This is a genomic window from Variovorax sp. V213 (genome assembly GCF_041154455.1).
Taxonomy (GTDB): Bacteria; Pseudomonadota; Gammaproteobacteria; order Burkholderiales; family Burkholderiaceae_C; genus Variovorax.
The window spans coordinates 3,507,369-3,533,522 of sequence record NZ_AP028664.1; the positions used below are offsets into that span (position 1 = coordinate 3,507,369).

23 protein-coding genes and 1 pseudogene are annotated in these 26,154 nt (G+C 66.2%); 7 read left to right on the forward strand and 17 right to left on the reverse strand.

The window, feature by feature from the left end; all coding sequences use genetic code 11:
* Nucleotides 1–13: 13 nt before the first annotated feature.
* From ligD to ACAM55_RS16760, 8 genes are all read right to left on the reverse strand, one after another.
* Nucleotides 14–2,587 carry a DNA ligase D gene (ligD, locus tag ACAM55_RS16725; protein WP_369652625.1) on the reverse strand — a complete coding sequence of 858 codons (2,574 nt, stop codon included), beginning with the start codon at nt 2,585–2,587 and terminating at the stop codon, nt 14–16.
* On the reverse strand, nt 2,566–3,582 hold the full coding sequence (locus ACAM55_RS16730) for a lysylphosphatidylglycerol synthase domain-containing protein (protein ID WP_369652626.1): 1,017 nt from the start codon (nt 3,580–3,582) through the stop codon (nt 2,566–2,568). Before ACAM55_RS16730 ends, ligD begins: the two co-directional genes overlap by 22 nt.
* The gene (locus ACAM55_RS16735; RefSeq protein WP_369652627.1) at nt 3,579–5,129 is read right to left on the reverse strand and encodes an ATP-binding protein; all 1,551 of its coding nucleotides are present in this window, start codon (nt 5,127–5,129) and stop codon (nt 3,579–3,581) included. Before ACAM55_RS16735 ends, ACAM55_RS16730 begins: the two co-directional genes overlap by 4 nt.
* A complete protein-coding gene (locus ACAM55_RS16740; protein ID WP_369652628.1) occupies nt 5,126–6,625 on the reverse strand; it encodes an ATPase domain-containing protein in 1,500 nt (499 codons plus the stop codon). The genes ACAM55_RS16735 and ACAM55_RS16740 overlap by 4 nt, the downstream gene beginning before the upstream one ends.
* A 183-nt stretch (nt 6,626–6,808) precedes the next feature.
* Nucleotides 6,809–6,991: a hypothetical protein gene (locus ACAM55_RS16745; RefSeq protein WP_369652629.1), complete on the reverse strand. Its 183-nt coding sequence runs from the start codon at nt 6,989–6,991 to the stop codon at nt 6,809–6,811.
* A gap of 97 nt (nt 6,992–7,088) precedes the next feature.
* Nucleotides 7,089–8,015 (reverse strand): cation diffusion facilitator family transporter, encoded by a 927-nt coding sequence (locus tag ACAM55_RS16750; protein WP_369652630.1) that lies wholly within the window; start codon nt 8,013–8,015, stop codon nt 7,089–7,091.
* Between the two features lie 42 nt (nt 8,016–8,057).
* Nucleotides 8,058–8,237: a DUF3606 domain-containing protein gene (locus tag ACAM55_RS16755; RefSeq protein WP_369652631.1), complete on the reverse strand. Its 180-nt coding sequence runs from the start codon at nt 8,235–8,237 to the stop codon at nt 8,058–8,060.
* A gap of 113 nt (nt 8,238–8,350) precedes the next feature.
* On the reverse strand, nt 8,351–9,304 hold the full coding sequence (locus ACAM55_RS16760) for a LysR family transcriptional regulator (RefSeq protein WP_369652632.1): 954 nt from the start codon (nt 9,302–9,304) through the stop codon (nt 8,351–8,353).
* A gap of 134 nt (nt 9,305–9,438) precedes the next feature.
* On the opposite strand from ACAM55_RS16760, the gene ACAM55_RS16765 reads away from it, so the two are divergent.
* The 7 genes from ACAM55_RS16765 (at nt 9,439) to ACAM55_RS16795 (ending at nt 16,596) form a co-directional block, all read left to right on the forward strand.
* Nucleotides 9,439–10,380, forward strand: coding sequence for a Bug family tripartite tricarboxylate transporter substrate binding protein (locus ACAM55_RS16765; RefSeq protein WP_369656415.1), 942 nt, complete (start codon nt 9,439–9,441; stop codon nt 10,378–10,380).
* Between the two features lie 10 nt (nt 10,381–10,390).
* Complete coding sequence (locus ACAM55_RS16770; protein WP_369652633.1) at nt 10,391–11,440, forward strand: 4-hydroxythreonine-4-phosphate dehydrogenase PdxA; 1,050 nt, start codon at nt 10,391–10,393, stop codon at nt 11,438–11,440.
* 45 nt (nt 11,441–11,485) lie between these two features.
* Nucleotides 11,486–12,658 (forward strand): L-rhamnonate dehydratase, encoded by a 1,173-nt coding sequence (locus ACAM55_RS16775; RefSeq protein ID WP_369652634.1) that lies wholly within the window; start codon nt 11,486–11,488, stop codon nt 12,656–12,658.
* Between the two features lie 14 nt (nt 12,659–12,672).
* Nucleotides 12,673–14,220 carry a UxaA family hydrolase gene (locus ACAM55_RS16780; protein WP_369652635.1) on the forward strand — a complete coding sequence of 516 codons (1,548 nt, stop codon included), beginning with the start codon at nt 12,673–12,675 and terminating at the stop codon, nt 14,218–14,220.
* Between the two features lie 23 nt (nt 14,221–14,243).
* Nucleotides 14,244–15,173 carry a dihydrodipicolinate synthase family protein gene (locus ACAM55_RS16785; protein ID WP_369652636.1) on the forward strand — a complete coding sequence of 310 codons (930 nt, stop codon included), beginning with the start codon at nt 14,244–14,246 and terminating at the stop codon, nt 15,171–15,173.
* A 125-nt stretch (nt 15,174–15,298) separates the two neighbouring features.
* Nucleotides 15,299–16,087: an exodeoxyribonuclease III gene (xth, locus tag ACAM55_RS16790; RefSeq protein WP_369652637.1), complete on the forward strand. Its 789-nt coding sequence runs from the start codon at nt 15,299–15,301 to the stop codon at nt 16,085–16,087.
* Nucleotides 16,084–16,596, forward strand: coding sequence for a hypothetical protein (locus ACAM55_RS16795; protein ID WP_369652638.1), 513 nt, complete (start codon nt 16,084–16,086; stop codon nt 16,594–16,596). Before xth ends, ACAM55_RS16795 begins: the two co-directional genes overlap by 4 nt.
* A 136-nt stretch (nt 16,597–16,732) precedes the next feature.
* Here ACAM55_RS16795 and ntrC read toward each other — a convergent pair whose 3' ends face one another.
* The 9 genes and pseudogenes from ntrC to ACAM55_RS16840 form a co-directional block, all read right to left on the reverse strand.
* The gene (ntrC, locus tag ACAM55_RS16800) at nt 16,733–18,262 is read right to left on the reverse strand and encodes a nitrogen regulation protein NR(I) (RefSeq protein WP_369652639.1); all 1,530 of its coding nucleotides are present in this window, start codon (nt 18,260–18,262) and stop codon (nt 16,733–16,735) included.
* A gap of 23 nt (nt 18,263–18,285) precedes the next feature.
* Nucleotides 18,286–19,365 carry a nitrogen regulation protein NR(II) gene (glnL, locus tag ACAM55_RS16805; protein ID WP_028260054.1) on the reverse strand — a complete coding sequence of 360 codons (1,080 nt, stop codon included), beginning with the start codon at nt 19,363–19,365 and terminating at the stop codon, nt 18,286–18,288.
* A 3-nt stretch (nt 19,366–19,368) separates the two neighbouring features.
* The gene (locus ACAM55_RS16810) at nt 19,369–19,872 is read right to left on the reverse strand and encodes a hypothetical protein (protein ID WP_369652640.1); all 504 of its coding nucleotides are present in this window, start codon (nt 19,870–19,872) and stop codon (nt 19,369–19,371) included.
* Nucleotides 19,873–20,005: 133 nt separating this feature from the next.
* A pseudogene (gene glnA / locus ACAM55_RS16815) lies at nt 20,006–21,420 on the reverse strand (type I glutamate--ammonia ligase).
* A 146-nt stretch (nt 21,421–21,566) separates the two neighbouring features.
* The gene (locus ACAM55_RS16820) at nt 21,567–22,367 is read right to left on the reverse strand and encodes a competence/damage-inducible protein A (RefSeq protein ID WP_369652641.1); all 801 of its coding nucleotides are present in this window, start codon (nt 22,365–22,367) and stop codon (nt 21,567–21,569) included.
* Complete coding sequence (locus ACAM55_RS16825; RefSeq protein ID WP_369652642.1) at nt 22,364–23,239, reverse strand: EI24 domain-containing protein; 876 nt, start codon at nt 23,237–23,239, stop codon at nt 22,364–22,366. Before ACAM55_RS16825 ends, ACAM55_RS16820 begins: the two co-directional genes overlap by 4 nt.
* Nucleotides 23,240–23,277: 38 nt before the next feature.
* The gene (locus ACAM55_RS16830) at nt 23,278–24,252 is read right to left on the reverse strand and encodes a sterol desaturase family protein (protein ID WP_369652643.1); all 975 of its coding nucleotides are present in this window, start codon (nt 24,250–24,252) and stop codon (nt 23,278–23,280) included.
* Nucleotides 24,253–24,262: 10 nt separating this feature from the next.
* A complete protein-coding gene (locus ACAM55_RS16835; protein WP_369656416.1) occupies nt 24,263–25,009 on the reverse strand; it encodes a polysaccharide deacetylase family protein in 747 nt (248 codons plus the stop codon).
* A gap of 79 nt (nt 25,010–25,088) precedes the next feature.
* Nucleotides 25,089–26,096, reverse strand: a complete 1,008-nt coding sequence (locus ACAM55_RS16840; RefSeq protein ID WP_369652644.1) for a YncE family protein — start codon at nt 26,094–26,096, stop codon at nt 25,089–25,091.
* Nucleotides 26,097–26,154: the final 58 nt, after the last annotated feature.

Sequence of the window (26,154 nt, forward strand, 5' to 3'; positions counted from 1 at the left end):
TCAGGGCGCGGCGTCAGCGTTTGCGTGTACGCGCACTGGCTGCTTCGAACCCCAGCATCTTCATTGCGGCGCCCGGACTCTTCGCCGCCTTCGCATAGCCGGCCCACGGCTCGTTGCCCCGATCGAGTCGGGCATGGATGTTTCGAAGGGTCCACTGCGCGCCGCTCGCGAGCGTGGGAACCTCCTGCCACTCCACCGGGACCGACACGCCCATTCCAGGCCGAGCCCGCACCGACCACGCGCAGACGGTGGTCGCGCCGAAACCATTGCGCAGGTAGTCGATGAAGATGCGGCCGACGCGGTTGCTCGGCCCGCTCTTGGCCACGAACATCTGCGGCAAGGTGCGGGCCATGTGCCGCACGATGGCCTGCGAAAAATCCTTCACGGTGTCCCAGTCGTACTGCCGCTTCAGCGGCACCACCACATGAAGGCCCTTGCCCCCGCTGGTCTTGCAGAAAGAAGTCAGGCCGAGTTCATCGAGCACCACGCGCATCAGCTCGGCCGCTTGTTGCACGATGGGCCAGCCGACGCCCTCGCCCGGATCGAGGTCGAAGGTCATGCGGTCGGGTTTTCCGATGAGCGTCTTCACGCCGTTCCAGGTATGGAACTCGATGACGTTCATCTGCGCCGCGCTCAAGAGGCCGAGCGGGCCTGCCACTTCGATCAGTTCGGGGTGCTCCGGCCACAGCGCCGGATCGAGTTGACGCACGCCCGCCATCTGCCCCTCGTCGAGATGCTTCTGGAAGAAGAGCTGCCCCTTGATGCCCTGCGGCGCGCGCACGAACGACACGGGCCGCCCCTTCAGGTGCTCCATCATCAGCGGCGCGACCAGTCCGTAGAAACGCACCACCTCCACCTTCGTGATGCCGGTGGACGGATCGACGACGCGATCGGCGTGCGAGACCTTGAAGTTGGCGGGCATCGTGGCGGCGACTGCGGGCTCGGCCTCGGCTTCGGGTTCGGGTTCGGGTTCGCGGTCCGCACCCTTCTGGTGAACCGGCTTCTCGCGGACGATGGCCTTGGCCGGCTTGTCGGTGCGCACGCTGTGAAACACCGGGTGGCGCACATGGCCATCCTTGGTCCATTCGGAAAAAGTGACCTCGGCCAGCAGCACCGGCTTGACCCAGTGCGCGCGGCGGTCGTTCTCGGTGGGGTTCTTGAATGGCCGCTTCTCGATGCCGAGCGGCTTCAGCCTCTCGAGCATGTCGACCAGCGCGCGACCACTGAAGCCAGCGCCCACCGCACCGGCGTAGATGAGGTCCCCCTTCCCGTCGTGCACGCCGATCAGCAGGGCCCCGATGCCCACCCGCGAGCCCTTGGGATCGGTATAGCCGCCGATGACGAACTCCTGTCGCAAAGAACACTTGAGCTTGATCCAGTCGGGCGAGCGCCGCGACGCATAGCTGCTGTTCTTTCGCTTGCCGATGACGCCCTCGAGCCCGATCTTGCATGCCGAGGCGACGATGTCCTCTGGCGGCGCGTCGAAGACGTCGCTGAAGCGGATTTCCGGCGGCGCCTTGGCAAGCAGCGTCTCGAGCAGCGCGCGGCGCCCGACCAGCGGCACGCGGGTGAGATCGAAGCCGCCGTAGTACGGCAGGTCGAAAAGAAAATAGACGATGCTGCGCGTCCTGTCGGTGTCGAACGCGTTCTGCAGCGCCTGGAAGTCGGTGCCGCCGGATTCGTTGAGCACCACCACCTCGCCATCCAGCCAGCCCGGCTTGAGCTTCATGCGTTCGATGGCGTGCACCAGGTGCGGCATGCGGCCGCTCCAGTCGTGGCCGTTGCGCGTGAAGAGCTGCACGCCTTTGGCATCGACGCGGGCGAGCAGCCTGTAGCCGTCGAACTTGATTTCGTAGATCCAGTTCTGCGGATCGGGCGGCGGGCCATCGACCAGCGTGGCGAGCAGCGGCGAGAGCCTGGCCGGCATGGCGGCCTTCACCGCACCGGCGGGCATGCCCCGGCCGGCTGCCTTGCCGCGCTTTGCCGATGAGGCCGCAGCAGCAGGCGCCGCGGCAACCGGCTCGGGCATCGGCAGCTTGGCCACGCTGTCCGGGAACTGGTCGATCACGCTGAACTCGGACGCGGAGCGGGCGTAGCCGTCGTGCTCCTTGATCAGGAGCCATGCATCCTGCTTGTCTTCCTTCTTGTTGCCGTGCATGCGAACCAGCGCCCATTTGCCGCGCAGCTTGTAGCCGTGCAGTTCGAACTTCAGGTGCCCTTCCTTGTAGCCCTTGCGCGCATCGCCGATCGGGGTCCAGGTGCCCTTGTCCCAGATGATCACCTTGCCGGCGCCATACTGTTTGGGCGGTATCTCGCCCTCGAACTGGTTGTAGGAGATGGGATGGTCCTCGACGTGCACGGCCATTCGCTTGTCGTGCGTGTCGTAGCTCGGCCCCTTGGGCACTGCCCAGCTTTTCATGGCGCCGTCGAGCTCGATGCGAAAGTCGTAGTGCAGGCGGGTCGCCCAGTGTTTCTGCACCACGAACTGCAGCGCGCCCGGCGCCGATGCGCCTCCTTCCTCCGGCTCGGGCGTGACGCCGAAGTTGCGCTTCTCCTTGTAGCGCTTCAGCGGGTTTGCGCGCGCCACGGTGTGTCGGCCTCCGCGCCGCCCTGCGGATGGCTTGCCGCATGGCGTTCGAGAAGCAGGTAGAGCACGATGCCCCCGCCCAGCGGCAGCAGGTAGTAAAGCGCGCGGTAGGCCAGCACGGCGCCCATCAGCGCCCCCTGGCGCACGCTGCCCGAGAGCAGCGCCAGGTACACGGCCTCCAAAACGCCGAGCCCGGCCGGAATCGGCGTGATGACGCCGACGATGGCCGCGGCCAGCAGGACGCTGAGCGTGGTTGCATACGGCACCTGGCGGCCGAGCAGCAGGTACATGGCGCAGCCCATCAGCGCCCAGTTGGCGGTGGAGAGCGTGAGCTGCACGAGCGCGAGCTTCGCGGAAGGCAGCCTCAGCCGTCGCCCTCGAATCTGCCATTGCCGCCCGCGTGAAAAAGCGCAGGCCATCACGTAGGCCGCCGCGAAAAAGATCATCACCACGCCCAGGGCGCGCAGTGCGTCTGCCCCTATGCTCGCCTGGCGCGGCGGCGTGATGACGCCGGCCGCGAACAGGCCGCCGGCCAGGAGCCCGTAGCCGAGCCAGTTGGTCGCGAGGCTGACACCCACGATCTGCGCCACCACTGTTTCATCGAGGCCGGCACGCGCGTAGAGCCGCGCGCGCAGCGCGATGCCGCCGACCAGCGAACCCAGGTTGAGATTGACGGCATAGCTCGTGACGGCAATGGCCCAGGTGCGCCAGCGCGGCACCCGATGGCGCGTGTGCCGCCGGCCGATCAGGTCGTAGCAGCCGTAGAGCGCATGGCTCGCGGTTGCAATCCCCAGCACCCCCAGCAGCAGCGTTGCGGGATAGCGCTGGAGCGCCTCCCATGCGCCCGCCCAGTCGACCTTGTGCGCATGCGACAGCAGCAGGCCGAGCACCGCGAGCCCCACCAGCGGAAGCACCCATCGGCGGCAGCGCCGCCAGAGCGAAGGCCTGTGGGCCGAGCGGGCGGCCGCCGAGAGCGTGGACGCATCGTGGTTCATGAATGGTCCCGCAGAATCGAGATCAGCGCCGCCAGGTCGAGCGGCTTGAGCAGGTGATGGTCGAAGCCCGCCCTTGCGATGCGCTCCCTGTCGCCGCGCTGTCCCCAGCCGGTCAATGCGACGAGGATCAGTCCGGAAAGATCGGGGTTGGCGCGCAGCCTGACCGCCAGTTCGCAGCCATCCATGCCCGGCATGCCGATGTCCAGAATCGCAAGCCCGGGCGGCGGGCCGTCGGCGATCATGCGCAGTGCGGCATCGCCGCCGTAAGCCACGCGGGTCGATGCGCCGAGCGAGCGCAGCAGATCGCCGAGCGCATCGGCCGCATCCCGGTTGTCGTCGACGATCAGCACCGTGCCCGGCAACGAAGCCGGCCAGCCGCGAATGGCCGGCAATGATGCCTGCGGCAGGCCCGCCTCGAGCCGCGTGAGCGGCAGGCGCACGCAGAACATCGCGCCCCGGCCGAGCCCATCGCTCTTTGCCTCGACGCTGCCGCCATGGAGTTCGACCAGGCTCTTGACCAGGGTCAGCCCGATGCCCAGCCCTCCTTGCGCTGCCTTGGAGGTGCCGCTGACCTGGACGAACATTTCGAAGATCGACTTCAGCATCTCGGGTGCGATGCCCGTGCCGTTGTCCCACACTTCGACCGCGGCGCTGCGCCCTTCTTCGCGAAGAACGATGCGGATCTTTCCACCGGGGGCCGTGTACTTTGCGGCGTTGTTGAGCAGATTCGAAAAGACCTGCGTCAGGCGAACACCATCGCCCCGCACCACCAGCGGCTGGCTGCACAGGTCCACGCTCAATGTGTGGTGTCCGCCTTCGAGCAACGGCCGGCTCAGCTCGATGGCGTCCTTGATCACCGCCTCGAGCGCGACGGCTTCCATGCGCAGTTCGATCTTTCCGCGCGTGATGCGCGAGACCTCCATCAGGTCGTTCACGAGCCGCACCATGTGCTCGATCTGCCGGCCCATGAGCTCGTAGTAGCGCTGGGCCTCCGCGGGCTCGTGCGGCTTTCGCATCAAAAGGGTCAGCGCGGTGCTCATCGGGGCGAGCGGGTTGCGAAGTTCGTGCGCCAGTGTGGCAAGGAACTCGGTCTTGCGCTGGTCCGACTCGCGCAGACCATCGAGCAGGTCGCGCAGCTCATACTGCCGGTTGCGCGCCCGCAGCGCCGTGCGAACCGTGCTGATGAGCGACGCCACGCGCATCGGGCGTTCGATCACCGTGACGTTCGCGAGCCGGTCCATGGCCGTGGCGATGACGGGCGAGTCGGCCCCCTGGCGGGCCAGAATGAGCACCGGCAGGTCGGACCAGGGGGGCTGCTTTCCCAGTGCCTCGGTCAACGCGGCCGCGGCCGGATCGGCCAGCACCTCTTCCGCCAGCATGATGGCGCCCGCGCCTTCCTGAAGCCCACGCACCAGTTCGCACAGGTTGGCGCAGGTATGCGCGGTGACTTGCGCGCGTGCCAGTACGGCGCTCGCCATGAAAGCATCCCTGGAGGTCGCGGTGCGCAACAGGATGCGCTGCTCGACGGATGCGGGTAGCGAACTCACGATGCGGGCTGCACTCCGTCGATGGGAATTGGGATGCCCGTCAGGATGCCTCTGAAATTGCGCAGCGGCTCGCCCACGTGCAGGCCCGTGGAGGTCATGGAAAAATCGCGGATGGTCCGCTCGTGCGCGCCGCCGCGTTTCTTCAGCACCGAGATCGCCTGGCGTACTTCGCCCTCGAGCTCGAAGTAGCGCAGCAGCACCACGGCGTCCGCCAGGTAGCTCGCGTCCACGGGCGTCTGCATCTGCATGCCGATGAGGCCATGCTGCGCACCCACCAGCAGCGTGGCGACTCCGGCTTGCCCCAGATAGGAAAGCAGCTCGTGGAGCTGCGCAATCAGGAAGCGCTCGTCGGGCATGGCGTTGAGATAGCCATTGAGGCTGTCGATCACCACCACCGCCGCACCGGATTCGACCACCGCCAGCCGGATCAGGTGCACGAACTCGCCCGGAGACAGTTCGGCAGGGTCGACCTGCCGCACCCTGATGCGGCCGGCTTCGATGTGCGGCGCCAGATCCATGCCCATGCTTTCGCAACGCGTGCGCAGCGTATGAATGCTCTCATCGAAGATGAAGAGGGCCGCGCATTCGCCGCGCTGCGCCGCGGCCAGCGCGAATTGGACCGCGACTGTCGATTTGCCGGTGCCCGGCGCACCGACGAACAGCGTGCTCGTGCCCCTCTCGATGCCGCCGCCCAACAAGGCATCGAGTGAATCGAGGCCGCTCGGAATTCGCGCTTGCGACAACTCCGACGCATGTTCGGCCGCTACCAGCCGGGGGAACACGCGCAGCCCGCCACGCTCGATGCGATAGTCGTGATAGCCACCCCGAAACTGCTGGCCCCGGTATTTGGTGACGACCAGCCGGCGCCGCGCGGCGCCGTAGTCGGAACTGATCTGTTCCAGGCGCAGGACGGCGTGGGCAATGCTCTGCACCTGCAGGTCGTGCTTCATGGCGGTCATGTCGTCGAGCAGCAGCACCGTGCATTGGCGGCCCGCAAAGAATTGCTTGAGCGCCAGGATCTGGCGCCTGTAGCGCAGGGAACTCCCCGCCAGGAGGCGCAGTTCGGAGAGCGAATCGAACACCACCCGCGAAGGCTTGAGCACGTCGACGTCCGAGAGGATCTTCAGCGTCGTCTCGCTGAGTTCGACTTCGGAAGGATGGAACATCGTGTACTGCTCGTCGGGTTCGAGCGCGGCTTCCGTCGGAAGCATCTCGCGCACTTCGATGCCGCTCAAGTCCCACCCATGGGAATGCGCCACGCCCCGCAGTTCACGTGCCGTTTCCGAGAGGGTGACATACAGCACCGATTCGCCCCGCTTCGCCCCTTCGATCAGGAATTGAAGCGCGATGGTGGTCTTGCCGGCGCCGGGCGTACCTTCGATGAGGTAGAGGCGGTTGGACGTGAGGCCGCCGCCAAGAACATCGTCGAGCCCCGGCACGCCCACCTGCATCAAGCTTTCCTGCTTGGCCGATCCGGCCGCGCCGTCGAGTTTCATTTCTTCCTCCGTACGTACGGACAGACGATTTTTCCGCGCCGTTCTGCTTGCACACTGCGGCGAAAGCGCTCCGCAGGCTGGGCAGCCACTGCCACCCGAGGGTTCTATCAAGGCGTCGCGCCGGCGGTTGTAGGGAATCGCCGTTCTTCGCGAGAAGACAAAGCCACCGCGCCGAGTTGCGGATCAGGACTTGTCGGACGTCTTGCGCTCGGCATCGCCGCGATCCTCGAGCTTCTTGTTCTCGACCTTCTTCATCATTTCCTCGCCCTCGGGGTCGGTTCCGTCCGTGGGCACGGATTCTTCCTGGGTGATTTCCGGTTCGTCGGGAGAACGCTTCGGGCGCGGCGAGGGTGAGGGTGTGTTCATGGGGCAATCTCCTGAAGGAGCCCCGATGGTGGTGCGAGCGCCGCGGCGCCGCGCTCAGGCAAAGGCGGGTGTCATGGTCAGCGAAGGCCGACGGTCGCTAAATGGCCTGCACCGCCGCGTCGACCGGCGCCTCGCTCGCCTCGATGAAGAGCCGCCTGATTTTCGGAAACCGCGCGCGCACCTGCTGTTCGATCGCGGAGATGGCATCGGCCGCATCGCCGGTGGCCGTGCCCTCCTTGAAATTCACGTCGACGATGGCCAGCACCTCGTCGGGGCCGATGTACATCGACAGCACGCGGCCGACATCGCGGACGCTGGGCTGCTCCATGGCCAGATTCCGGATCGCCCGCGCGGTCTCGGGCCGGATGCCTTCGCCGATGAGCAGCCCGCGCGCCTGGCTGATCAGCAGCACCGCCACGCCGGCCAGCAGAAGCCCGATTGCCACCGAAGCAGCGCCGTCGAGCGCCGGCAGGTCGAACCGGTGGCTGAAGTAGATGCCCAACGCGGCCACGGCCAGCCCCAGCAACGCGGCCGAGTCCTCGGCAAGCACGGTGTAGGTGGTAGGGTCCTTGCTCTGCTCGAGCGCGCGCCAGAAAGGCGCGCCGCGCGACTGGGCACGGAATTGCCGCAGCGCAACCAGAAAACTCGCGCCCTCGAACAGCGCGGCCAGGCCCAGCACCACGTAGTTCCAGGTCGGGTCCCGCATCGGCTCCGGATGGCGGATGTGCTGGATGCCTTCGTAGAAAGATACTCCCCCGCCGAGGCCGAAGATGAGCACCGCGACGATCAGGCTCCAGAAGTACAACTCCTTGCCGTGGCCGAAAGGATGTTCGACGGTCGGAGGCCGGTGGCTCAGCCGGATGCCCACCAGCAGCAGGACACCGTTGAAGGTGTCGACCGCCGAATGAATGCCTTCCGACAGCATGGCCGAACTGCCGGTGATGCCGGCCACCACGAACTTGGTCGCGGCAATGGCCACATTGGCCCCAATGGCACCGTAGATTGGAAGCTTCGATTCGGCCATCAGCGAGTGCGGCCGGCGGCCACTCCCCGCTTGCCTTGAGCTTCAGGGAAGGCCAAGGTAGGTCCGCAGATCGTCCTTGATGGTGCCGGCGGACGCGACGGCCATGCGCAGCCGCGCCTCGCTGACGCCGAACCACTTCGTCCAGTAGTCGACCTCTTTCAGGTCGGTGATGTCGACTCGCTCATCGTTTTGCGGAATGCGGATCTCCATGTCTTCCGGCATCGGGGTCTCCAAGTGGTGGGGAGACGGCAGTTTGGCCGGCGGAAAGCGTCGCCAGGCCGGACGGATGCGATGGTCGATGCAGGACAATTTCTACACGCGCTCCCAACCTGCGGCTACTCCGCGCGGGCCGCCTTCGGCCTGGCGTGCACCAGTTCGAGAAAATGCTCCGCGGGTTTGGTCAGAGGGCGGTCCTTGCGCACCAGGCTGCCATAGGCTTCGAGCTTCTGGCGGATGCGGTAGCGCACGATGTGAAGCAGCCCGTGCTCGGCGTCCCGGCGCGCCATCGCCTCGGGGACCACCGCGATCATTTGCGAACGGCGGATCAGATTGATGGTGGTGAGAATGGAGCCCGTCTCGATCAGCCCCTTGGGCAGCGACGCATGATGATCGCGAAACTCGTGCTCGATCACGTCGCGCATCGGGCTGCCGGCCGGCTGCAGTATCCACGGGTAGTCCAGCAGCATCTCGAACTCCACCTTGCGCTTGCGCGCCAGCGGATGGTCGTTGCCGACCACCACGGCGAGCCCCTCGTCCTCGATCGCCCGGAACACACAGTCGAAGCCCGGCTGGCTGACCAGCCGGCCGATGACCACTTCGAGCACGCCCTCGCGCAATTGCGCCAGCAGGCGGTCGCTGGTGTCGACCGCGATCTCCACCGACAGCAACGGGAACAGCGCCTTCAGGCCGAGCAGCGCTTCGGTCAGGTGTCCGGGTGAGGCCGCCATGATGCTGCCGACGGAGAACTTGCCGGCGCTGCCGAGCCGCAGTTCGCCGAGCTCGCGGTTCAGTGCCTCCATGCTGCCGCGGATGCTGCGGAAGTAGCCGGTCACGCGCTCGCCGGCCGGGTTGAGCTGCAGGCCGCGGCCGACGCGGTCGAACAGGGACTGGCCGAGTGCGCTTTCGAGTTCATGGAGCATCTTGGTGGCCGCCGGCTGGGTCAAGCCCAGCTGCCCCGCCGCCGCGCGCAGGGTGCGGCGGTCCTCGATCGCCAGGATGAGGGCGATCTGCCGCATGCGCAGCCGGTTCAGCAGTTGGGGCGTGGTGTCCTGCTTGTCGATGGAGCCCATGTTTGATCACCTCCGGTTATCGATCGATCAAGAGCTTTCAGTTTACGGGGATCAATCGCCTGCCTACGATTGGCGCCAACGATTCCCGAAAAACCGCTGGAGACAAGCAGATGAAAAGAACGCTCACGGCCGCCATGGCCGCAGGACTGCTGGCGCTTGGCGCCGGTGCCGCACAGGCCCAGGATTGGCCCACACGCCCAATCAAGATCCTTGTCGGTTCGGCGCCGGGCGGCGGCACCGATGCCATGGCCCGCGCGGTGGCCGACCGGCTCGGGCCCTTGCTCAAGCAGCCCGTCGTGGTCGACAACCGGCCCGGCGCGTCGAACACGCTCGCGGCCGACGCCGCGGCCAAGTCCACCGACGGCCACACGATGGTGATGGGCGTGGTCACGGCCCATGCGATTGCGCCGCACCTGCTCAAGCTCAACTACGACAGCAACCGCGACCTCGTGCCGGTGGCTTTCGTCGGCGCAGTGCCCAATGTGCTGGTGGTGAGCAACAGCGTGCCGGCCGATTCCGTGCAGGGGCTGGTCAAACTGGCGAAGCAGGAGCCGGGCAAACTCAACTACGCCACCAGCGGCGCGGGCAGCACGCAGCACATCGCGGCCGAGATGTTCAAGGACGCGGCCGGCGTTGAACTCGTCCACGTGCCGTACAAGGGCAGCGGTCCGGCGTTGATCGACCTCGTCGGCGGCCAGGTGCAGCTGAGTTTCGACACCATGCCTTCGGTGATCGGGCAGATCCGGAACAACAAGGTCCGCGCGCTCGCCGTGACCACGCAAAAGCGCAATCCGCAACTACCCAATGTGCCGACACTGGCCGAGGCCGGCGTGCCGAACATCGAGATGAGCGCCTGGTACGGCATCTACATGCCCGCAGCAACACCCAAGGCCGTGCAGGACACGGTGCACGATGCCGTGAACCAGGTGCTTGCGATGCCCGAAACCAAGACCCGCCTCGACGCCATCGGCGCCGAGATCACGCCGATGACCCAGGCGCAGTTCGCGCAATTCCATGCCGCCGAATACAGGCGCTTTGGAGAGGTCATCAAGAAGAACCACATCAAGCTGGACTAGGCATATCTCGATGAACATGCAATCCCTTCCCGTCGTCGCCCTCACCCTGGGCGATCCCGCCGGCATCGGCGCCGAACTGATCGCGCGGCTGCTGGCCCGGCCCAAGGCCACCGCGGACGCGAACGTCGTGCTGATCGGCGACCGCTGGTTATGGGAAGACGGCCAGCGCATCGCAGGCGTCTCGGTGGGCACCGACGAGGTGAAAGCGTTGGCCGAAGTGCGGGGCCGCGCAAGCACTGCTCGCCCGGCCTTCCTGGCGGTGCAGAGCATCGATCCGGCGCTGGTGCAGCGCGGCCAGGCCGCGGCGCCGGGCGGGCGCGCGGTGCTGCAGGTGCTCGACCAGTGCATGGACGCGACGCTCGCCGGCGAGGTCGATGCGATCTGCTTCGCGCCACTCAACAAGCAGGCCATGAAGATCGGCGGCATGCAGCACGAAGACGAGCTGCACCACTTTGCGGAGCACCTGGGCGTGACCGGCTATTTCTGCGAGTTCAACACGCTCGGCGAACTCTGGACCTCGCGCATCTCGTCGCACGTGCCGCTGAAGGACGTGGCCGGCTACCTGAGCGTGGATCGCATCGAGCAGGCGGCCGAGCTGATCTACCGCTCGCTGCTCGCCAACGGCGTGGCGCAGCCCAAGGTCGCGATCGCGGCCTTCAATCCGCACGGCGGCGACGGTGGCGTGTGCGGGCGCGAAGAGATCGACATCATCGAGCCGGCCGTCAAGGGCCTGCAGGCGCGCAGCTGGCCCACCGACGCGCCCTTCCATGGCCCGTTCCCGGCCGACACCATCTTTCTCAAGGCCCAGGCCGGCGAGTACCAGGCAATCGTGACCATGTATCACGACCAGGGCCAGATCGCGATCAAGCTCCTGGGTTTCAGCCACGGAGTCACGGTGCAGGGCGGACTGCCGATTCCGATCACCACGCCTGCGCACGGCACCGCCTACGACATCGCGGGCAAGGGCAAGGCCAACGCCGAGGCCATGTGGCAGGCCTTCCGGATCGCCAGCCGCATGGGCGCCGCGCGCCTCCTCGGCAAGGCCGCGGTCGCGGCCTGAGCTGCACATTCAACACCTACCTCTTAGCTTAGAAAGACCGAGAAGATGAAGATCAAATCCGTTCGCGCCCGAGTCTTCGAATGGAAGGGCAAGACCGTTCCGCCGCAGGGCAACTTCTGCTCCAACGCGATGGACCTGCTGTATGCGCCGCAGGAAACCATGAGCACCTTCCGCTTCCATTCGTGGACCGTGGTCGAGATCGAGACCGACGACGGCATCGTGGGCCTGGGCAACGTGGCGCTCGCACCGGCCATCGCCAAGGCCATCATCGACCAGTACCTGGCGCCGCTGGTCATCGGGCAGGACCCGTGGGACTACGAGTACCTGTGGCAGCGCATGTACCGCGCCACGCACGCCTGGGGCCGCAAGGGCGTGACGATGGCCGCCATCTCGGCGGTCGATCTCGCGATCTGGGACATCCTGGGCAAGTCGGTCAACAAGCCGGTGTTCAAGCTGCTCGGCGGCCGCACCAAGGAAAAGATTCCCTGCTACTACTCGAAGCTGTATCGCACCGACCTCGCGGAAATGCAGGCCGAGGCGCAGAAGTTCCTCGACCAGGGCTTCACCGCGTTCAAGATGCGCTTCGGCTACGGTCCGGCGCACCTGCAGAAGGGCGTGGCGGAAAACCTCAAGTCGGTGGAGGCGGTGCGCGAAGTCATCGGCTACGACAACGACCTGATGCTCGAGTGCTACATGGGCTGGAACCTCGAGTACGCCAAGCGCATGCTGCCCAAGCTCGAGAAGTTCCAGCCGCGCTGGCTCGAAGAGCCGGTGATCGCCGACGACATCGACGGCTATGCCGAGCTGAACCAGCTGAGCAGCATTCCGATCTCGGGCGGCGAGCACGAGTTCTCGCTCTACGGATTCAAGCAGCTGCTGGACCGCAAGGCGGTGTCGGTGGTGCAGTACGACACCAACCGCGTCGGCGGCATCACCGCGGCGCACAAGATCAACGCGCTGTGCGAGGCCTACAGCGTGCCGGTCATTCCGCATGCGGGCCAGATGCACAACTACCACCTGACGATGAGCACGCTGGCCTCGCCGATGAGCGAGTACTTTCCGATGCACGACGTGGAAGTGGGCAACGAGCTGTTCTATTACATCTTCGACGGCGAGCCGGTGGCCGAGAACGGCTTCCTGCAGCTGGACGACCACAAGCCGGGCCTGGGTCTCACGCTGAAGACCGAGCACCTCAAGGACTTCAACATCGTCGAGTGACGGTGCATCCCGCCATGCCATCGCCACCGCCCCGCCCCAACGCGCGCGTGATCCGACTCCATGCCGACGACGATGTCGTGATCTCGCTCGGCCAGCTGGTCGCGGGCACGCGCATCGAAAGCGAAAACGTGGCCGTGGCCGGGCTGATTCCGCCGGGCCACAAGATGGCCACGCGCGACGTCGAGCCAGGAGCCGCGGTGCGCCGCTACGGGCAGATCATCGGCTTCGCGAGCCGGCCCATTCGCGCGGGGCAGCATGTGCACACCCACAACCTTGCGATGGGCGACTTCACGCGCGACCATGCGCATGCAGTCGATGCGCGCCCGACGGTGCACACCGGCGAGCCCGCAAGCTTCGAAGGCATCGTGCGGGAAGACGGCCGCGTCGCCACGCGCAACTACATCGGCATCCTGACCTCGGTGAACTGCTCGGCCACGGTGGCGCGCGCCATCGCGGACCGCTTCAGGCGCGACATCCATCCCGAGATGCTGGCGCCGTTCCCGAACATCGACGGCGTGGTGGCGCTCACGCACGGCGCCGGCTGCGCGGTCGACCCGGAGGGCGAAGGCCTCGCGATCCTGCAGCGCACACTGGGCGGCTACGCATGCCATCCCAACTTTGCGAGCGTGCTGGTCATCGGCCTGGGCTGCGAGACCAACCAGGTTGCGACGCTGCTCGCCACGCAGGGCCTGGCCGACAGCGACCGGCTGCACAGCTTCACGATCCAGGACACCGGCGGCACCACGCGCACCATTGCGCGGGGCATCGAGCTGATCCAGGAGATGCTGCCGCAGGCCAACGCGGTGCGGCGGCAGACCGTGCCCGCAAGCCACCTGGTCGTCGGCCTGCAGTGCGGCGGCTCCGACGGCTACTCGGGCATCTCGGCCAACCCGGTGCTCGGCGCGGCGGTCGACCTGCTGGTTGCGCACGGCGGCACGGCCATCCTGTCGGAAACGCCGGAGATCTACGGCGCCGAACACTTGTTGACGCGCCGCGCGCAGACGCCCGAGGTCGGCCGCAAGCTGGTCGACCGCATCCGCTGGTGGGAAGCCTACTGCGCACGCAACGGCGCGGCGATGGACAACAACCCCTCCGCCGGCAACAAAGCCGGCGGCCTGACCACCGTGCTCGAGAAGTCGCTGGGCGGCATCGCAAAGGCTGGGGCGACCAACCTGGTCGACGTGTACGAGTACGCGCAACCGGTGCGGGCCCGCGGCCTGGTGTTCATGGACACGCCGGGCTACGACCCGATCTCGGCCACCGGCCAGGTGGCGGGCGGCGCCAACCTCATTTGCTTCACCACGGGACGCGGCTCCGCCTACGGCTGCGCGCCCTCGCCCTCCTTCAAGCTCGCGACGAACACCGCGCTGTGGGAGCGGCAATCGGACGACATGGACCTCAACTGCGGCGAGGTGCTCGACGGCACGCGCAGCATCAAGGAACTGGGTGCCCGCCTGTTCCAGATGCTGCTCGACACCGCCTCGGGCCAGCCCTCGCGCAGCGAACGCCACGGCTACGGCCAGCAGGAGTTCGTGCCCTGGCAAATCAGCGTGGTCACCTGACGCGCAACTTCTTTCATCACACCATGACACCCACTCGCCCTGCCCGCTTTCGCGGCATCTTCCCCGTCGTGCCGACGCCGTTCACCGAAAGCGGCGAGCTCGATCTCGAAAGCCAGAAGCGCTGTGTCGATTTCATGATCGACGCCGGCTCCGATGGCCTGTGCATCCTGGCCAATTTCTCGGAGCAGTTCCTGCTGTCGGACGACGAGCGCGAGGTGCTCACGCGCACCGTGCTCGAGCACGTCGCGGGCCGCGTGCCGGTGATCGTGACCACCACGCACTTCAGCACCAAGGTGTGCGCCGAGCGCAGCCGACGCGCACAGGCCATGGGAGCCGCCATGCTCATGGTGATGCCGCCCTACCATGGCGCCACTTTCCGCGTGCCGGAGCCGCAGATCTTCGATTTCTATGCGCGCCTGTCGGAGACGGTGGACATTCCCATCATGGTCCAGGATGCGCCGGCTGCGGGCACCCCGCTGTCGGCCGCGTTCCTAGCGAAGATGGCGCGCGAGATCGAGCATGTCGCGTACTTCAAGATCGAAACGGCCGGTGCGGCATCGAAGCTGCGCGAGCTGATCCGGCTCGGCGGCGATGCGGTCGAAGGCCCGTGGGACGGCGAAGAAGCCATCACGCTGCTGCCCGACCTCGACGCCGGCGCCACCGGCTCGATGACCGGCGGCGGCTACCCCGACGGCATCCGCCCGATCATCGAGGCGCACCGCGCCGGCGACCGCGACCAGGCCTTTGCGCTCTACCAGCGCTGGCTGCCGCTGATCAACCACGAGAACCGCCAGTCGGGCTTCCTCGCGGCCAAGGCGCTGATGAAGGAAGGCGGCGTGATCGCCTGCGAAGCGCCGCGACACCCCTGGCCCGAGATGCACCCGGAAACCCGCAAGGGCCTGATCGAAACCGCGCGGCGGCTCGACCCGCTGGTGCTGCGCTGGGCGCGATGAACAAAGGTGAAGCGGACCGAGTGCACGCTTCGTCTGGCTGTCTGGCGCTGATGTAACCAGGTTTTTCGACTGCTTTTGCTAAGCTGGCGTCCCTCCTCGGCCGATCGCCATCACTTCGCATCTTCATGAAAATAGCCACCTGGAACGTCAACTCCCTCACTGCCCGCCTGCAGCATGTGCTCGACTGGCTGATTGCCAATCCCGTGGACGTGCTCTGCCTGCAGGAGCTCAAGATGAGCGATGACAAGTTTCCTCTCGACGTGCTCAAGTCGGCCGGCTACGAGGCGGCCGTGTTCGGCCAGAAAACCTACAACGGCGTGGCCATCCTGAGCCTGGCGCCGATGCGCGACGTGGCCAGGAACATCGGCGGCTTTACCGACGACCAGTCGCGCGTGATTGCCGCCACGATCGAAACACCGGCGGGTCCGCTGCGCGTGGTGAACGGCTACTTCGTCAACGGCCAGGCGCCCGGCACCGAGAAGTTCGAATACAAGATGGGCTGGCTGCGCGCCTTGCGCGAATGGCTTGGCGCCGAAATGGCGGCACATCCGAACCTGGTCCTGCTGGGCGACTTCAACATCACGCCGGAGGACCGCGACAGCTTCGATCCGGTGGGCCTGAAGGAGACGATTCATCACACGACCGAGGAGCGCGAGCATTTCAAGGCGCTGCTCCAGCTGGGCCTGGCCGACAGCTTTCGCCTCTTCGAACAGCCCGAGAAAAGCTACTCGTGGTGGGACTACCGGATGCTCGGCTACCAGAAGAATCGCGGCTTGCGGATCGATCACATCCTGGTGAGCGAGCCGCTGGTGCCGCGCGCAAAGGCCTGCATCATCGATCGCGTGCCACGCAAGTGGGAAAAACCAAGCGACCATGCACCCGTGGTGCTCGAACTCGACCAAGGCACCTTATGACCACGAACATACGCACTCTTGCAACCCTTGCAGCCGCACTGGCGCTCGCCGCCTGCTCCGCGCTCAAGCCGGCAGACAAGGCCGACGTCGGCAAGCCGGCTACTTCCGCACCGGACGAAGTGGCAAGCACGAGAAGCGAAGCACCGACCGCACGCTCGATCACCGCGCAAACACCCGCCGTGCGGGCGTATCGCAAGACCGGGGCGCGGCAGATCTACAACGCCTATCCGCAGCGCATCTACAAGGGGAAGATTCCCCCGCTGGTTTATGCGGTGGTGGTGGTCGAGACTGACCTGGACGCCAGCGGCAACGTGAAGAACGTGACGTTCAGCCGCGTTCCGAGCCACGCACCCGAGGTGCCGGGCAAGATCGCGGAGCTCATCAAGGCGGCCTCGCCGCTGCCGAGCCCGGGACGCCTTGGCGGCCATACGTACGTCGATACGTGGCTCTGGGACAAGAGCGGAAACTTCCAGCTCGACTCGCTGACGCTGGGCCAACGAAGCCGGTAGATAGGCTCGCCCCCAGTCTTCGCGCACTTCGTGTCGCTACGCCAACCCCCTACCGGGGGCAACACCAGCGGCCCGGCAAAGCCGGTTCCGCGGTGTTTCTGGAAGGGGGCGTCCGCGCTCTCTCGTCGAGGCGGCTTTACTCGATCCCCAGTTCCTGGATCTTCCGGGTGATGGTGTTGCGGCCGATGCCCAGCTTCTGGGCGGCTTCGATGCGGCGGCCGCGGGTGTTGGCCAGCGCGGTGAGGATGAGGCGCGACTCGAAGCGGCGCGAGAGCACGTCCCAGACGTCGGTGCGCCCGGCCGCGAGCAGCGCCTGGGCTTCGATCTCGAGGCCGCTTTCCCAGCTGCTTGCGCCCACCAGGCCTTCGGCGGCCTCGGGCGCGGTGCTCGCCGGTGCCGTTTCGCGTTCAGGGCTCGGTGACAACTGCGGCGCGGCGGCTTGAGCCGGCGCTGCGGCAGGGGCTGCGTCGGCGGCCTGCACCTGCGGGCCGGCGGCCGCGGCCATGACCTCGGGCGGCAGATCCTTGGCTTCGATGAGCTGAGCCGGGGCCATCACGGTCAGCCAATGGCAGATGTTTTCCAGCTGGCGCACGTTGCCCGGGAAGCTGAAGGCGGCGAGCTTGGCCAATGCAGCGTCAGAGATGCGCTTGGGCTCGACGCCGAGCTGGCGCGCGCTCACCTGCAGGAAGTGGCGCGTGAGCGCGGGCACGTCTTCGCCGCGCTCGCGCAGGGCCGGCAGCCGCAGGCGGATCACGTTGAGGCGGTGGAACAGGTCTTCGCGGAAGCCGCCGAGCTTGACGCGCTGCTCCAGGTCCTGGTGGGTGGCCGCGATGACGCGCACGTTGGCCTTGACCGAGTTGTGGCCACCGACGCGGTAGAAATGCCCGTCGCTCAGCACGCGCAGCAGGCGCGTCTGCAGGTCGAACGGCATGTCGCCGATTTCGTCGAGAAAGAGCGTGCCGCCCTCGGCTTGTTCGAAACGGCCGCGCCGCATGGTCTGCGCGCCGGTGAAGGCGCCACGCTCGTGGCCGAAGAGTTCGCTCTCGAGCAGGTCCTTGGGGATGGCTGCGGTGTTGATGGCCACGAAGGGGCCGTTGGCGCGCGGCGAATGCTTGTGCAGCGCGCGTGCCACCAGCTCCTTGCCCGAGCCCGATTCGCCGGTGATGAGCACCGTGACGTTGCTTTGCGAGAGCCGGCCGATGGCGCGGAACACGTCCTGCATGGCGGGCGCCTGGCCCAGCATTTCGGGCGCGGCCACCATGCGCTCCTCGGCCACTTCCTCGCGCTGGCTTTCGTCGACGGCGCGGCGGATGAGCTCGACAGCGCGCGGCAGGTCGAAGGGCTTGGGCAGGTATTCGAAGGCCCCGCCCTGGAACGCCGACACGGCGCTGTCGAGGTCGGAGAACGCCGTCATGATGATGACTGGCAGGCCGGGGTGCTTGGCCTTGATCTTGTCGAGCAGGTCGAGCCCGGAGCCGCCGGGCATGCGGATGTCGCTCACCAGGACCTGGGGGCCCTGCTGCTCGTCGTCTTCGGCGAGTTCGAGGGCGGCGAGCACCTCGCGCGTGTTGGTGAAACTGCGCGTGGGCAAGTCTTCGCGCAGCAAGGCCTTCTCGAGCACGAAGCGGATCGATTGGTCGTCATCAACTATCCAGATCGGCTTCATGCATCTCCTTGTTGCCGTGGCTGCTAGGGCAGCGGTATCAGTATCTTGAAATCGGTTCGGCCCGGGACGCTGTCGCACTCGATCACGCCGTGATGCTGTTGCACAAAGGTTTGTGCGAGCGTCAATCCGAGCCCTGTCCCGCCTTCCCGGCCCGATACGAGCGGATAGAAGATGCGGTCCTTGATCGTGTCCGGCACACCCGGTCCATTGTCGATGACATGCAATTCCAGTGCCAATCGATACCACTGCTTGTTGAATATCACCTGCCGGGCGATTCGCGTCCTGAAAGTGATCTGCGCATCGCCGGCGGCGCGGCGCTCGGCCAGGGCCTGGGCGGCGTTGTGCACGATGTTGAGCGTGGCCTGGATCAGCTGCTCGCGGTCGCCGCGGAATTCGGGAATCGAGGGATCGAAATCGCGCTCGATGTGTAGGTCGCGCGGAAACTCCGCCAGGATGACGGAGCGCACGCGCTCGCACACCTCATGGATGTTCACGTCGCCCACCACGTGCGGGCGCCGGTGCGGTGCCAGCAGGCGGTCGACCAGCGTCTGCAGCCGATCGGCTTCGTGGATGATGACCTGCGTGTACTCGATGAGGTCGCGTGACTCGACCTCCATCTGGAGCAATTGCGCCGCGCCGCGAATGCCGCCCAGCGGATTCTTGATCTCGTGCGCAAGGTTGCGGATGAGTTCCTTGTTGGCCTGCGCCTGGTCGAGCAGGCGTTCCTCGCGGTCCTGGCGCACCTGCTGCTCGAGCGGCGACATCTCGATGATGAGTTCGCCTGTCTTGTCGCCTTGTGCCAGCGTGACCTGCACCGGCATCAGTTCGTGGTTGACCCGGCGCAAGAACGCCTCGTAGCGCAGCGTGGCGAAGTCGTTGCTGCGCGCACCGTCGATGGCGGTGCGAAGAACGTGCGGCTCGTGAAAGCAGGCACCGAACTGAGAACCCTCGAGCGTGCGGCGCGATGTGCCCAGCGCGTCTTCGAGCGCCGCGTTGGCGAACAGCACCGAGCCGTTGGTGCTGACCACCGCAATCAGCGTGGACAGCAGGTCGAAGGACTGAAAGCGCAGGCCGGCGCCAGTCGCCTTCTTCCCGAACACCATGACTTACTGCTTGGCCGGCAGACGGCCGAGTTCGCGGCGGATGCCCGCGATGTCGCTCTCGTTGCGCGCCAGCTCGGCTTTCATTTCAGCCACGCGATCGAGGTATTTCTGATAGTTGCGGCCTTCGCTGCCCTGCTTCTCGGGCTCGCCGTTGTTGTATTCCTTTTGCAGCTCGGCCTGGCGGGCCTCGGCCTTCTTGAGTTCGGCCTCGAGGACCGAGCGTGCTTCGCCGTCGCGGGCGCGCTGGTCCACGCCCTCGACACGCGGGCTGCCGGCCGGCGCACGCGTGGCGGCCGACCCGGAACCGCTGCTTGCGGAACCACCGCCCGACGGCTTGGTGCCCTGCACGACGGTGACGTTGCCGCCTTCCAGGACCTTGCAGCCTTTTTGCTGCGCCACGGTCGCATTGTTGGTGTATTCATTGCCGCAACGCCACACGCGCTCCTGGGAGAGCGCGGGCAAGGCAGCGAGCGAGGCGGCCAGAAAAAACAGTGAGGCAATCTTCATGAATGTCAGTGGTGGCGCGAGAAAGCGCCATTTTCCTGCAATTCGACTCTGTCGGTGACAAGATGTTCCACCCCAAGAAAAAAGGACGGCCGCAGCCGTCCTTTTTGTCTTGTTTCCCCCTCAGGGGCTCGCCTTACAGCGAGTAGTACATGTCGAATTCGACCGGGTGGGTCGCCATGCGGAAGCGCGTGACTTCCTGCATCTTGAGCTCGATGTACGCGTCGATGTACGCGTCGGTGAACACGCCACCCTTGGTCAGGAACGCACGGTCCTTGTCGAGGTATTCCAGAGCCTGGTCGAGGCTGTGGCAGACGGTCGGGATCAGCGCGTCTTCTTCCGGCGGCAGGTGGTACAGGTCCTTGCTGGCGGCTTCGCCCGGATGGATCTTGTTTTCCACGCCGTCGAGGCCGGCCATCAGGAGCGCCGCGAAGCCGAGGTACGGGTTCATCAGCGGATCGGGGAAGCGCGCTTCGACGCGGCGGCCCTTCGGGTTGGCCACGAACGGGATGCGGATCGAGGCCGAGCGGTTCTTGGCCGAATAGGCCAGCTTCACCGGGGCTTCGAAGCCGGGCACCAGGCGCTTGTAGCTGTTGGTGCCGGGGTTCGTGATGGCGTTCAGGGCACGGGCGTGCTTGATGATGCCGCCGATGTAGTGCAGAGCGAAGTCCGACAGGCCCGCATAGCCGTCGCCTGCGAACAGGTTCTTGCCGTCCTTCCAGACCGACTGGTGCACGTGCATGCCGGAACCGTTGTCGCCGACGATGGGCTTGGGCATGAAGGTGGCGGTCTTGCCGTAGGCGTGGGCCACGTTGTGGATCACGTACTTCTGCAGCTGGACCCAGTCGGCGCGCTGCACGAGCGTGCTGAACTTGGTGCCGAGTTCCATCTGGCCGGCGTTGGCCACTTCATGGTGATGCACTTCGACCGGGATGCCGAGCGATTCGAGCACCAGGCACATTTCCGAGCGCATGTCCTGGAAGCTGTCGACCGGGGGAACCGGGAAGTAGCCGCCCTTGACCGCGGGACGGTGACCCGTGTTGCCGTGCTCGTATTCCTTGTCGGTGTTCCACGAGGCTTCTTCGGAGTCGATCTTGACGAAGCAGCCCGACATGTCGTTCTTCCAGCGAACGCCGTCGAACACGAAGAATTCGGGTTCCGGACCGAAGTAGGCGGTGTCGCCCAGGCCCGAAGCCTTCATGTAGGCCTCTGCGCGCTTGGCAAGCGAACGCGGATCGCGCTCGTAGCCTTGCCGTCGGCGGGGTCGATCACGTCGCAGGTCAGGATCAGCGTCGTTTCTTCGAAGAAGGGATCGATGTTGGCGGTGTTGGGGTCGGGCATGAGCTGCATGTCCGAGGCTTCGATTCCCTTCCAGCCAGCGATGGACGAGCCGTCGAAAGCGTGGCCCGAGGTGAATTTGTCTTCATCGAAAGCCGAGACGGGCACGGTCACGTGCTGCTCTTTGCCGCGGGTGTCGGTGAAGCGGAAGTCGATGAACTTGACCTCGTTTTCCTTGACGAGCTTGAGTACATCGGCGACGGTCTTTGCCATCAGTTTCTCCTGAGTTGGATGGTGGTTAGGAATACAGGGACGAAGGATGCAGTTTCTGTGCCATTGTCGCCTCTCTGCAAGAGGCTCCGGCAAGGGCCGCAAACCCCAAAAAAAGGCGAAAAATCACTAATTTGGTGCATTCAAAACTAGCGCACCAATTCAGGGCCAAGCTTCGCATCATAGGCGTGCAGGCCCTCGATCAACTGCGCGTAGGCGGCTTCCAGGCGAACGGGATCACCCTTGACCCCGAGTTCGATGTGGCGGCCGTATTCGGGATGATCGACGCTGGGCAGGCTGAACACCTTGATGCCGGCGTGGGCCGCCTCGATGGCCTGCATGAGCGGCGTGAGCGTTGCTTCCATGGCGCCGAACACGATGACCGACTTTTCGGCCGCCTGGCCGCTGGTGAACATGTGCGAATAGCAGCTGTCCAGCACCGATTCGATCATGGGCCACGCCATGACGGGAAAGCCCGGCACGAAGTGGACGTGATCGACGCTGAAGCCCGGAATCTTGTTGTACGGGTTGCGGATGATCGTGGCGCCCTTCGGAAACACGCCCATGTTGAGGCGGTGGATGTTGTCCGGGCGGTCCGGCTCGTAGGCAATGCCCTGCTCGCGCGCGGTGTCCTGCATGCGCTCGCGGATCAGCAGTTCGGCCTCCGGATGCAGTTCGAGCGGCAACCGCAGGGCCTGGGCGGCGCATTGCCGCGTGTGGTCGTCCGGGGTGGCGCCGATGCCGCCAGTCGAAAAGACGATGTCGCCCGAGGCAAAGGCCCGGCCGAGCGCCGCCGTGATGCGCGCCGGCACGTCGCCCACGTATTCGGCCCAGCCAAGCTGCAGGCCGCGCGCGGCGAGCAGCTCGATGACCTTGGGCATGTGCTTGTCGGCACGCTTGCCCGAAAGAATTTCGTCGCCGACAACGATCAGTCCGAATGCGCGGGTCATGGGGATTTCCACTGAGAAAGAACGGCCTGGTCGGCTTCGAGGGCTGGGGTGCTTTCGGTCGAAGCGGCGGCGGCTCCGCGCTGTGCGCGCAACTGCGCCAGGGCATCGAGGCAATAGTGGCCGAACCAGAGCGCCGAAAACGCAAATACCAGCGTGTAGATCCAGATGGCGAGCGGCACCAGCACGAAGAAGGCGGCCGCAAACAGCAGGCCCGAAGCCCAGACGATGCTGGGTGCGGCCCCCAGGTACCCGCACAGCACGCCGACGCACAAAAGCGGCAGCCGGTGCGCGCGCAGGATGGTGGCCCGCTCTTCGGGGCTCGCGTGTTCGGCCAGCGCATCGAAGCTCATCACGCGGTAGGTGAGCCAGCCCCAGATCAGCGGCGGCAGGACGAGCACCAGCGGAGGAATGAGCCAAAGCGGCATGGAAACCACGAGCGCCACCAGCGCCAGCACGGTCACGCCGAGCGAGCGCGCCACGCTGCCGAAGAAAGAGGCGCCCTTCTTGCGCTCCAGCGCGGGAAAGCGGCGCAGCGCCACCAGTGCCGTGAGCGGCGGCGCCATGAGGCCGGCCACGATCAGGAGCGAGACCACCACGATCAACGGCGTGGCGGCCACCACGACCACCAGCGGCGCGAGCACGGCCGTGACATCGCCCGAAAAAAGCCGCCCGATCCAGCCCCAGAAGCTCGACAGCAGGGGCCAGGCATCGAGCGCCTCGCGGGTCCATGCCACGGTGGCGTCCCAGAAGAAATAGCCGAACCCTGCGGCCAGCAGCACCATGAGGCCCAGGGGCAGCAGCGACAGCACGATCACGCGCGGCAGCATGCAATAGGCGACCGCGCGCCAGAAAGAGTCGAGGAGCAGGCGCATTGGGTGCGAAGGATAACCGGCTCGGTTCAGGCCGGCGCTCAGCCGCGGCCGACCATCCGCTTCAGGCCGAGCCATTGCTGCGCCCAGAAGCCGCTCCCGTAGTCGCGCAGCCGTCCGTCGGCGCCGGGCTCGACCTGGTCGCGGATGCCGGTCGGGTCGAAGCGCTGCTCGAAGTTGGCGGTCCGAAAGAGCATGTCCCACCAGGGCAGCAGCACGCCGAAGTTGTGCCCGCCGAGCGTGTGGGCACCGTGCGATTCGTGGCCCAGCCCGATGCTGTGATGCAGCCTGTGAAAGCGCGGGCTGATCCACAGCCGCTCGCCGATGGCACCGAAACCGAGCTTCAGGTTGGCATGCTGCAGGCTTTCGCTGAGCTGCGTGAAGGCCACGAAGGCAATGAACTGGCCGGGCGCGACGCCGATCAGCTGCGCCACGATGACGATCAGAGTGTCGTGCACGATGTCGTCAAGCAGATGGTTGCGGTCGTCGCTCCACATGGTCATCTGGCGCTGCGAATGGTGCAGCGAATGCAGGCCCCACCACCAGTTGAACTGGTGCTGGCCGCGGTGGATCCAGTAGCCGACGAAATCGAGCACCACGAGGTAGATCGCAAACGCCACCCACGGCACGTCGGTGACACCGGGCCAGACCTCGTCGAGGTGGAAGGTGCCCCAGCCCGCGGTGCGCAGGCTCCCGATGGCCTCGTCGAAGAACGGCTCGAGCGTGAAGAACATGGCCAGGCGGAACACGCCGAGACGATGGATCAGGGTGTAGAGAACGTCGATGCGAATGGCGTGGCGGTCGGTGACCGGCTCGACGGCCCGCCAGCGCTGCAGCGGACCGATGACCGCGAGCAGCAACAGGATCTGGATCAGGCCGACCAGCAGCCAGCCGGTGGCGTCGAAGGCGTCTTCGGTCCAGCCGCCGAGGCCGACGGCATAGACCAGGGGCTGGACCACGGTCTCGAAAAACCAGCCCTGCAGTGCGGAAAAGGCGTCCGTCAACCAATCGATCACGGCAAGGGCCTCAGGGGTGGGATGCGATCCAGGCGCGGTAGTCGGGGTGCTGGCGCAGGGTCTCGAAGCAGAAGCCCTTGGCCTTGAGCCCGACGATCAGCGGCTCGAGGTTGGCCGGCGCCCACGGGTCCTTGCGCGACCAGATGCCCAGGTGCGCGAGCAGGATGTCGCCGGGGCGGATGGTTTCCAGCGCCTGCGCGAGGAGCTTTTCGTTGCTGAATTTCTCGCTCGGCAGCTCGTCGCCCAGGAACCCGGCGGGCGACCAGCCCACGTGCTCGAAGCCGCAGGCCTTGGCTGCCGCGAGCAGCCGGGGCGAGGTCTTGCCGCCCGGTGCCCGGTACAGCGGCAGCGGCTTCTTGCCGGTGATGAGGGCCAGCCGCTCGGACGCCTTGCCGATGTTCGCGCAGTACTCGGCCGCGGTCCAGGTGAACTCACGGCCCGCGAACGCGCCCGCCGAGGGCTTGATGCGAAAGCTTGGCTCCACCCCCTTGAGGTCGCCGCGCCAGTACGCATGGTCGTAGGTGTGGGAGGCGAACTCGTGGCCTTCGGCCGCCCTCGCCTTCCACCACGGGGCCCAGTGGCTGTCGAGGCTGTCGCCGTCGGTCTGGGTGCGCTCGGCGGCGGCAAAGAAGGTGACGCGGACGTTCTGGCGCTTGAGCACGTCGGCCACCAGCGGAGCAACGCCCATGTGGCCGGTGTCGAAGGTCAGGTAGACCGGCTTGTCGCAGGAAGCGCCTTGCGCCCAGGCGGCCGGCATGGCAGCAGCGCAGGCGATGGCGACGGCGATGCCGGAAGCACCGTGAAGCCGGTCTTGCCGGACTGCCGATGCGACCCGCTCAGATTCTTTTCGCATGGTCCAGGGTCCAGACGCCGTGCGGCGACCGGCCGACATTGATCTGGCGCACGACCTTCTGGCTCGCGAGGTCGACCACGCTGAGCTTCTTGGCCCAGCGCGAAGTGACGTACAAGGTCTTGCCATCGGTGGACAGGTCCATGCAGTCGGGGCCGCCCGGCACGGGGTATGTTGCGCTCACTTTCAGCGTCGCCAGGTCGATCCGGCTGATGGTGTTGGCCACGCGGTTGCTCACGAAGACGCTCTTGCCGTCACCGGCCGAACGGAAGGCGTGCGCGCCCTTGCCGGTCGGGATCTTGCCGACCAGCTTGGGCTCGGCGCCCGCCACGTCGAACACCTGCACGCCGTCGCTGCCGGTCAGGCCCACCAGCAGGGTCTTGTCGCCGTGCACGCCGAAAATGTCGGCCGGCATGGGGCCGGTGGCCATGCGCCAGCGGATGGTCTGCGTGGGCAGGTCGACGGCAATGAGTTCGTCGCTGTCCTGCATGGTCACGTAGGCGATGGTGCTGGTGGCGTCGATCCAGATGTGGCTGGGCGTCTTGCCGGTGGCAATGCGCTTGGCGAGCTTCAGGTCCTTGCCGTCCCAGCGATAGACGTCGACGTGGTTGAGCCGGTTTCCGGCCGTGACGAACCACTTCATGTCGCGCGAGAACTGCAGCTGGTACGGATCGATGATGCCGTAGACGACGCGCTGCACTTCGGCGGTCTTGGGGTTGAGAAAGGTCAGCGAATCACCCGCCGAATTGGCCACGATGACCGACTTTTCGTCCGGCGTCATGTAGATGTGGTGCGGCTCCTTGCCGGTGGCGATGCGCTGCTTTTCGGTCCAGTCGGCGGGGTTGATCACGCTGACGCTGGCATCCAGCGAATTGAGCACGAAGATCGGCGGGGCTTCGGGCGGTGCAGCGGTGGCGGCTTGTGCCACCCAGACCGTCAGGCAGGAAAGCAGGAAGGCCGGAAAGCGGCCGTTCGGTCGGGCAAGGAATCGCAAGGGAGAAGTTCCGGAAGAGTGCTGTCGATTATCAACGTCCGGACCCTACGGCTGGCTG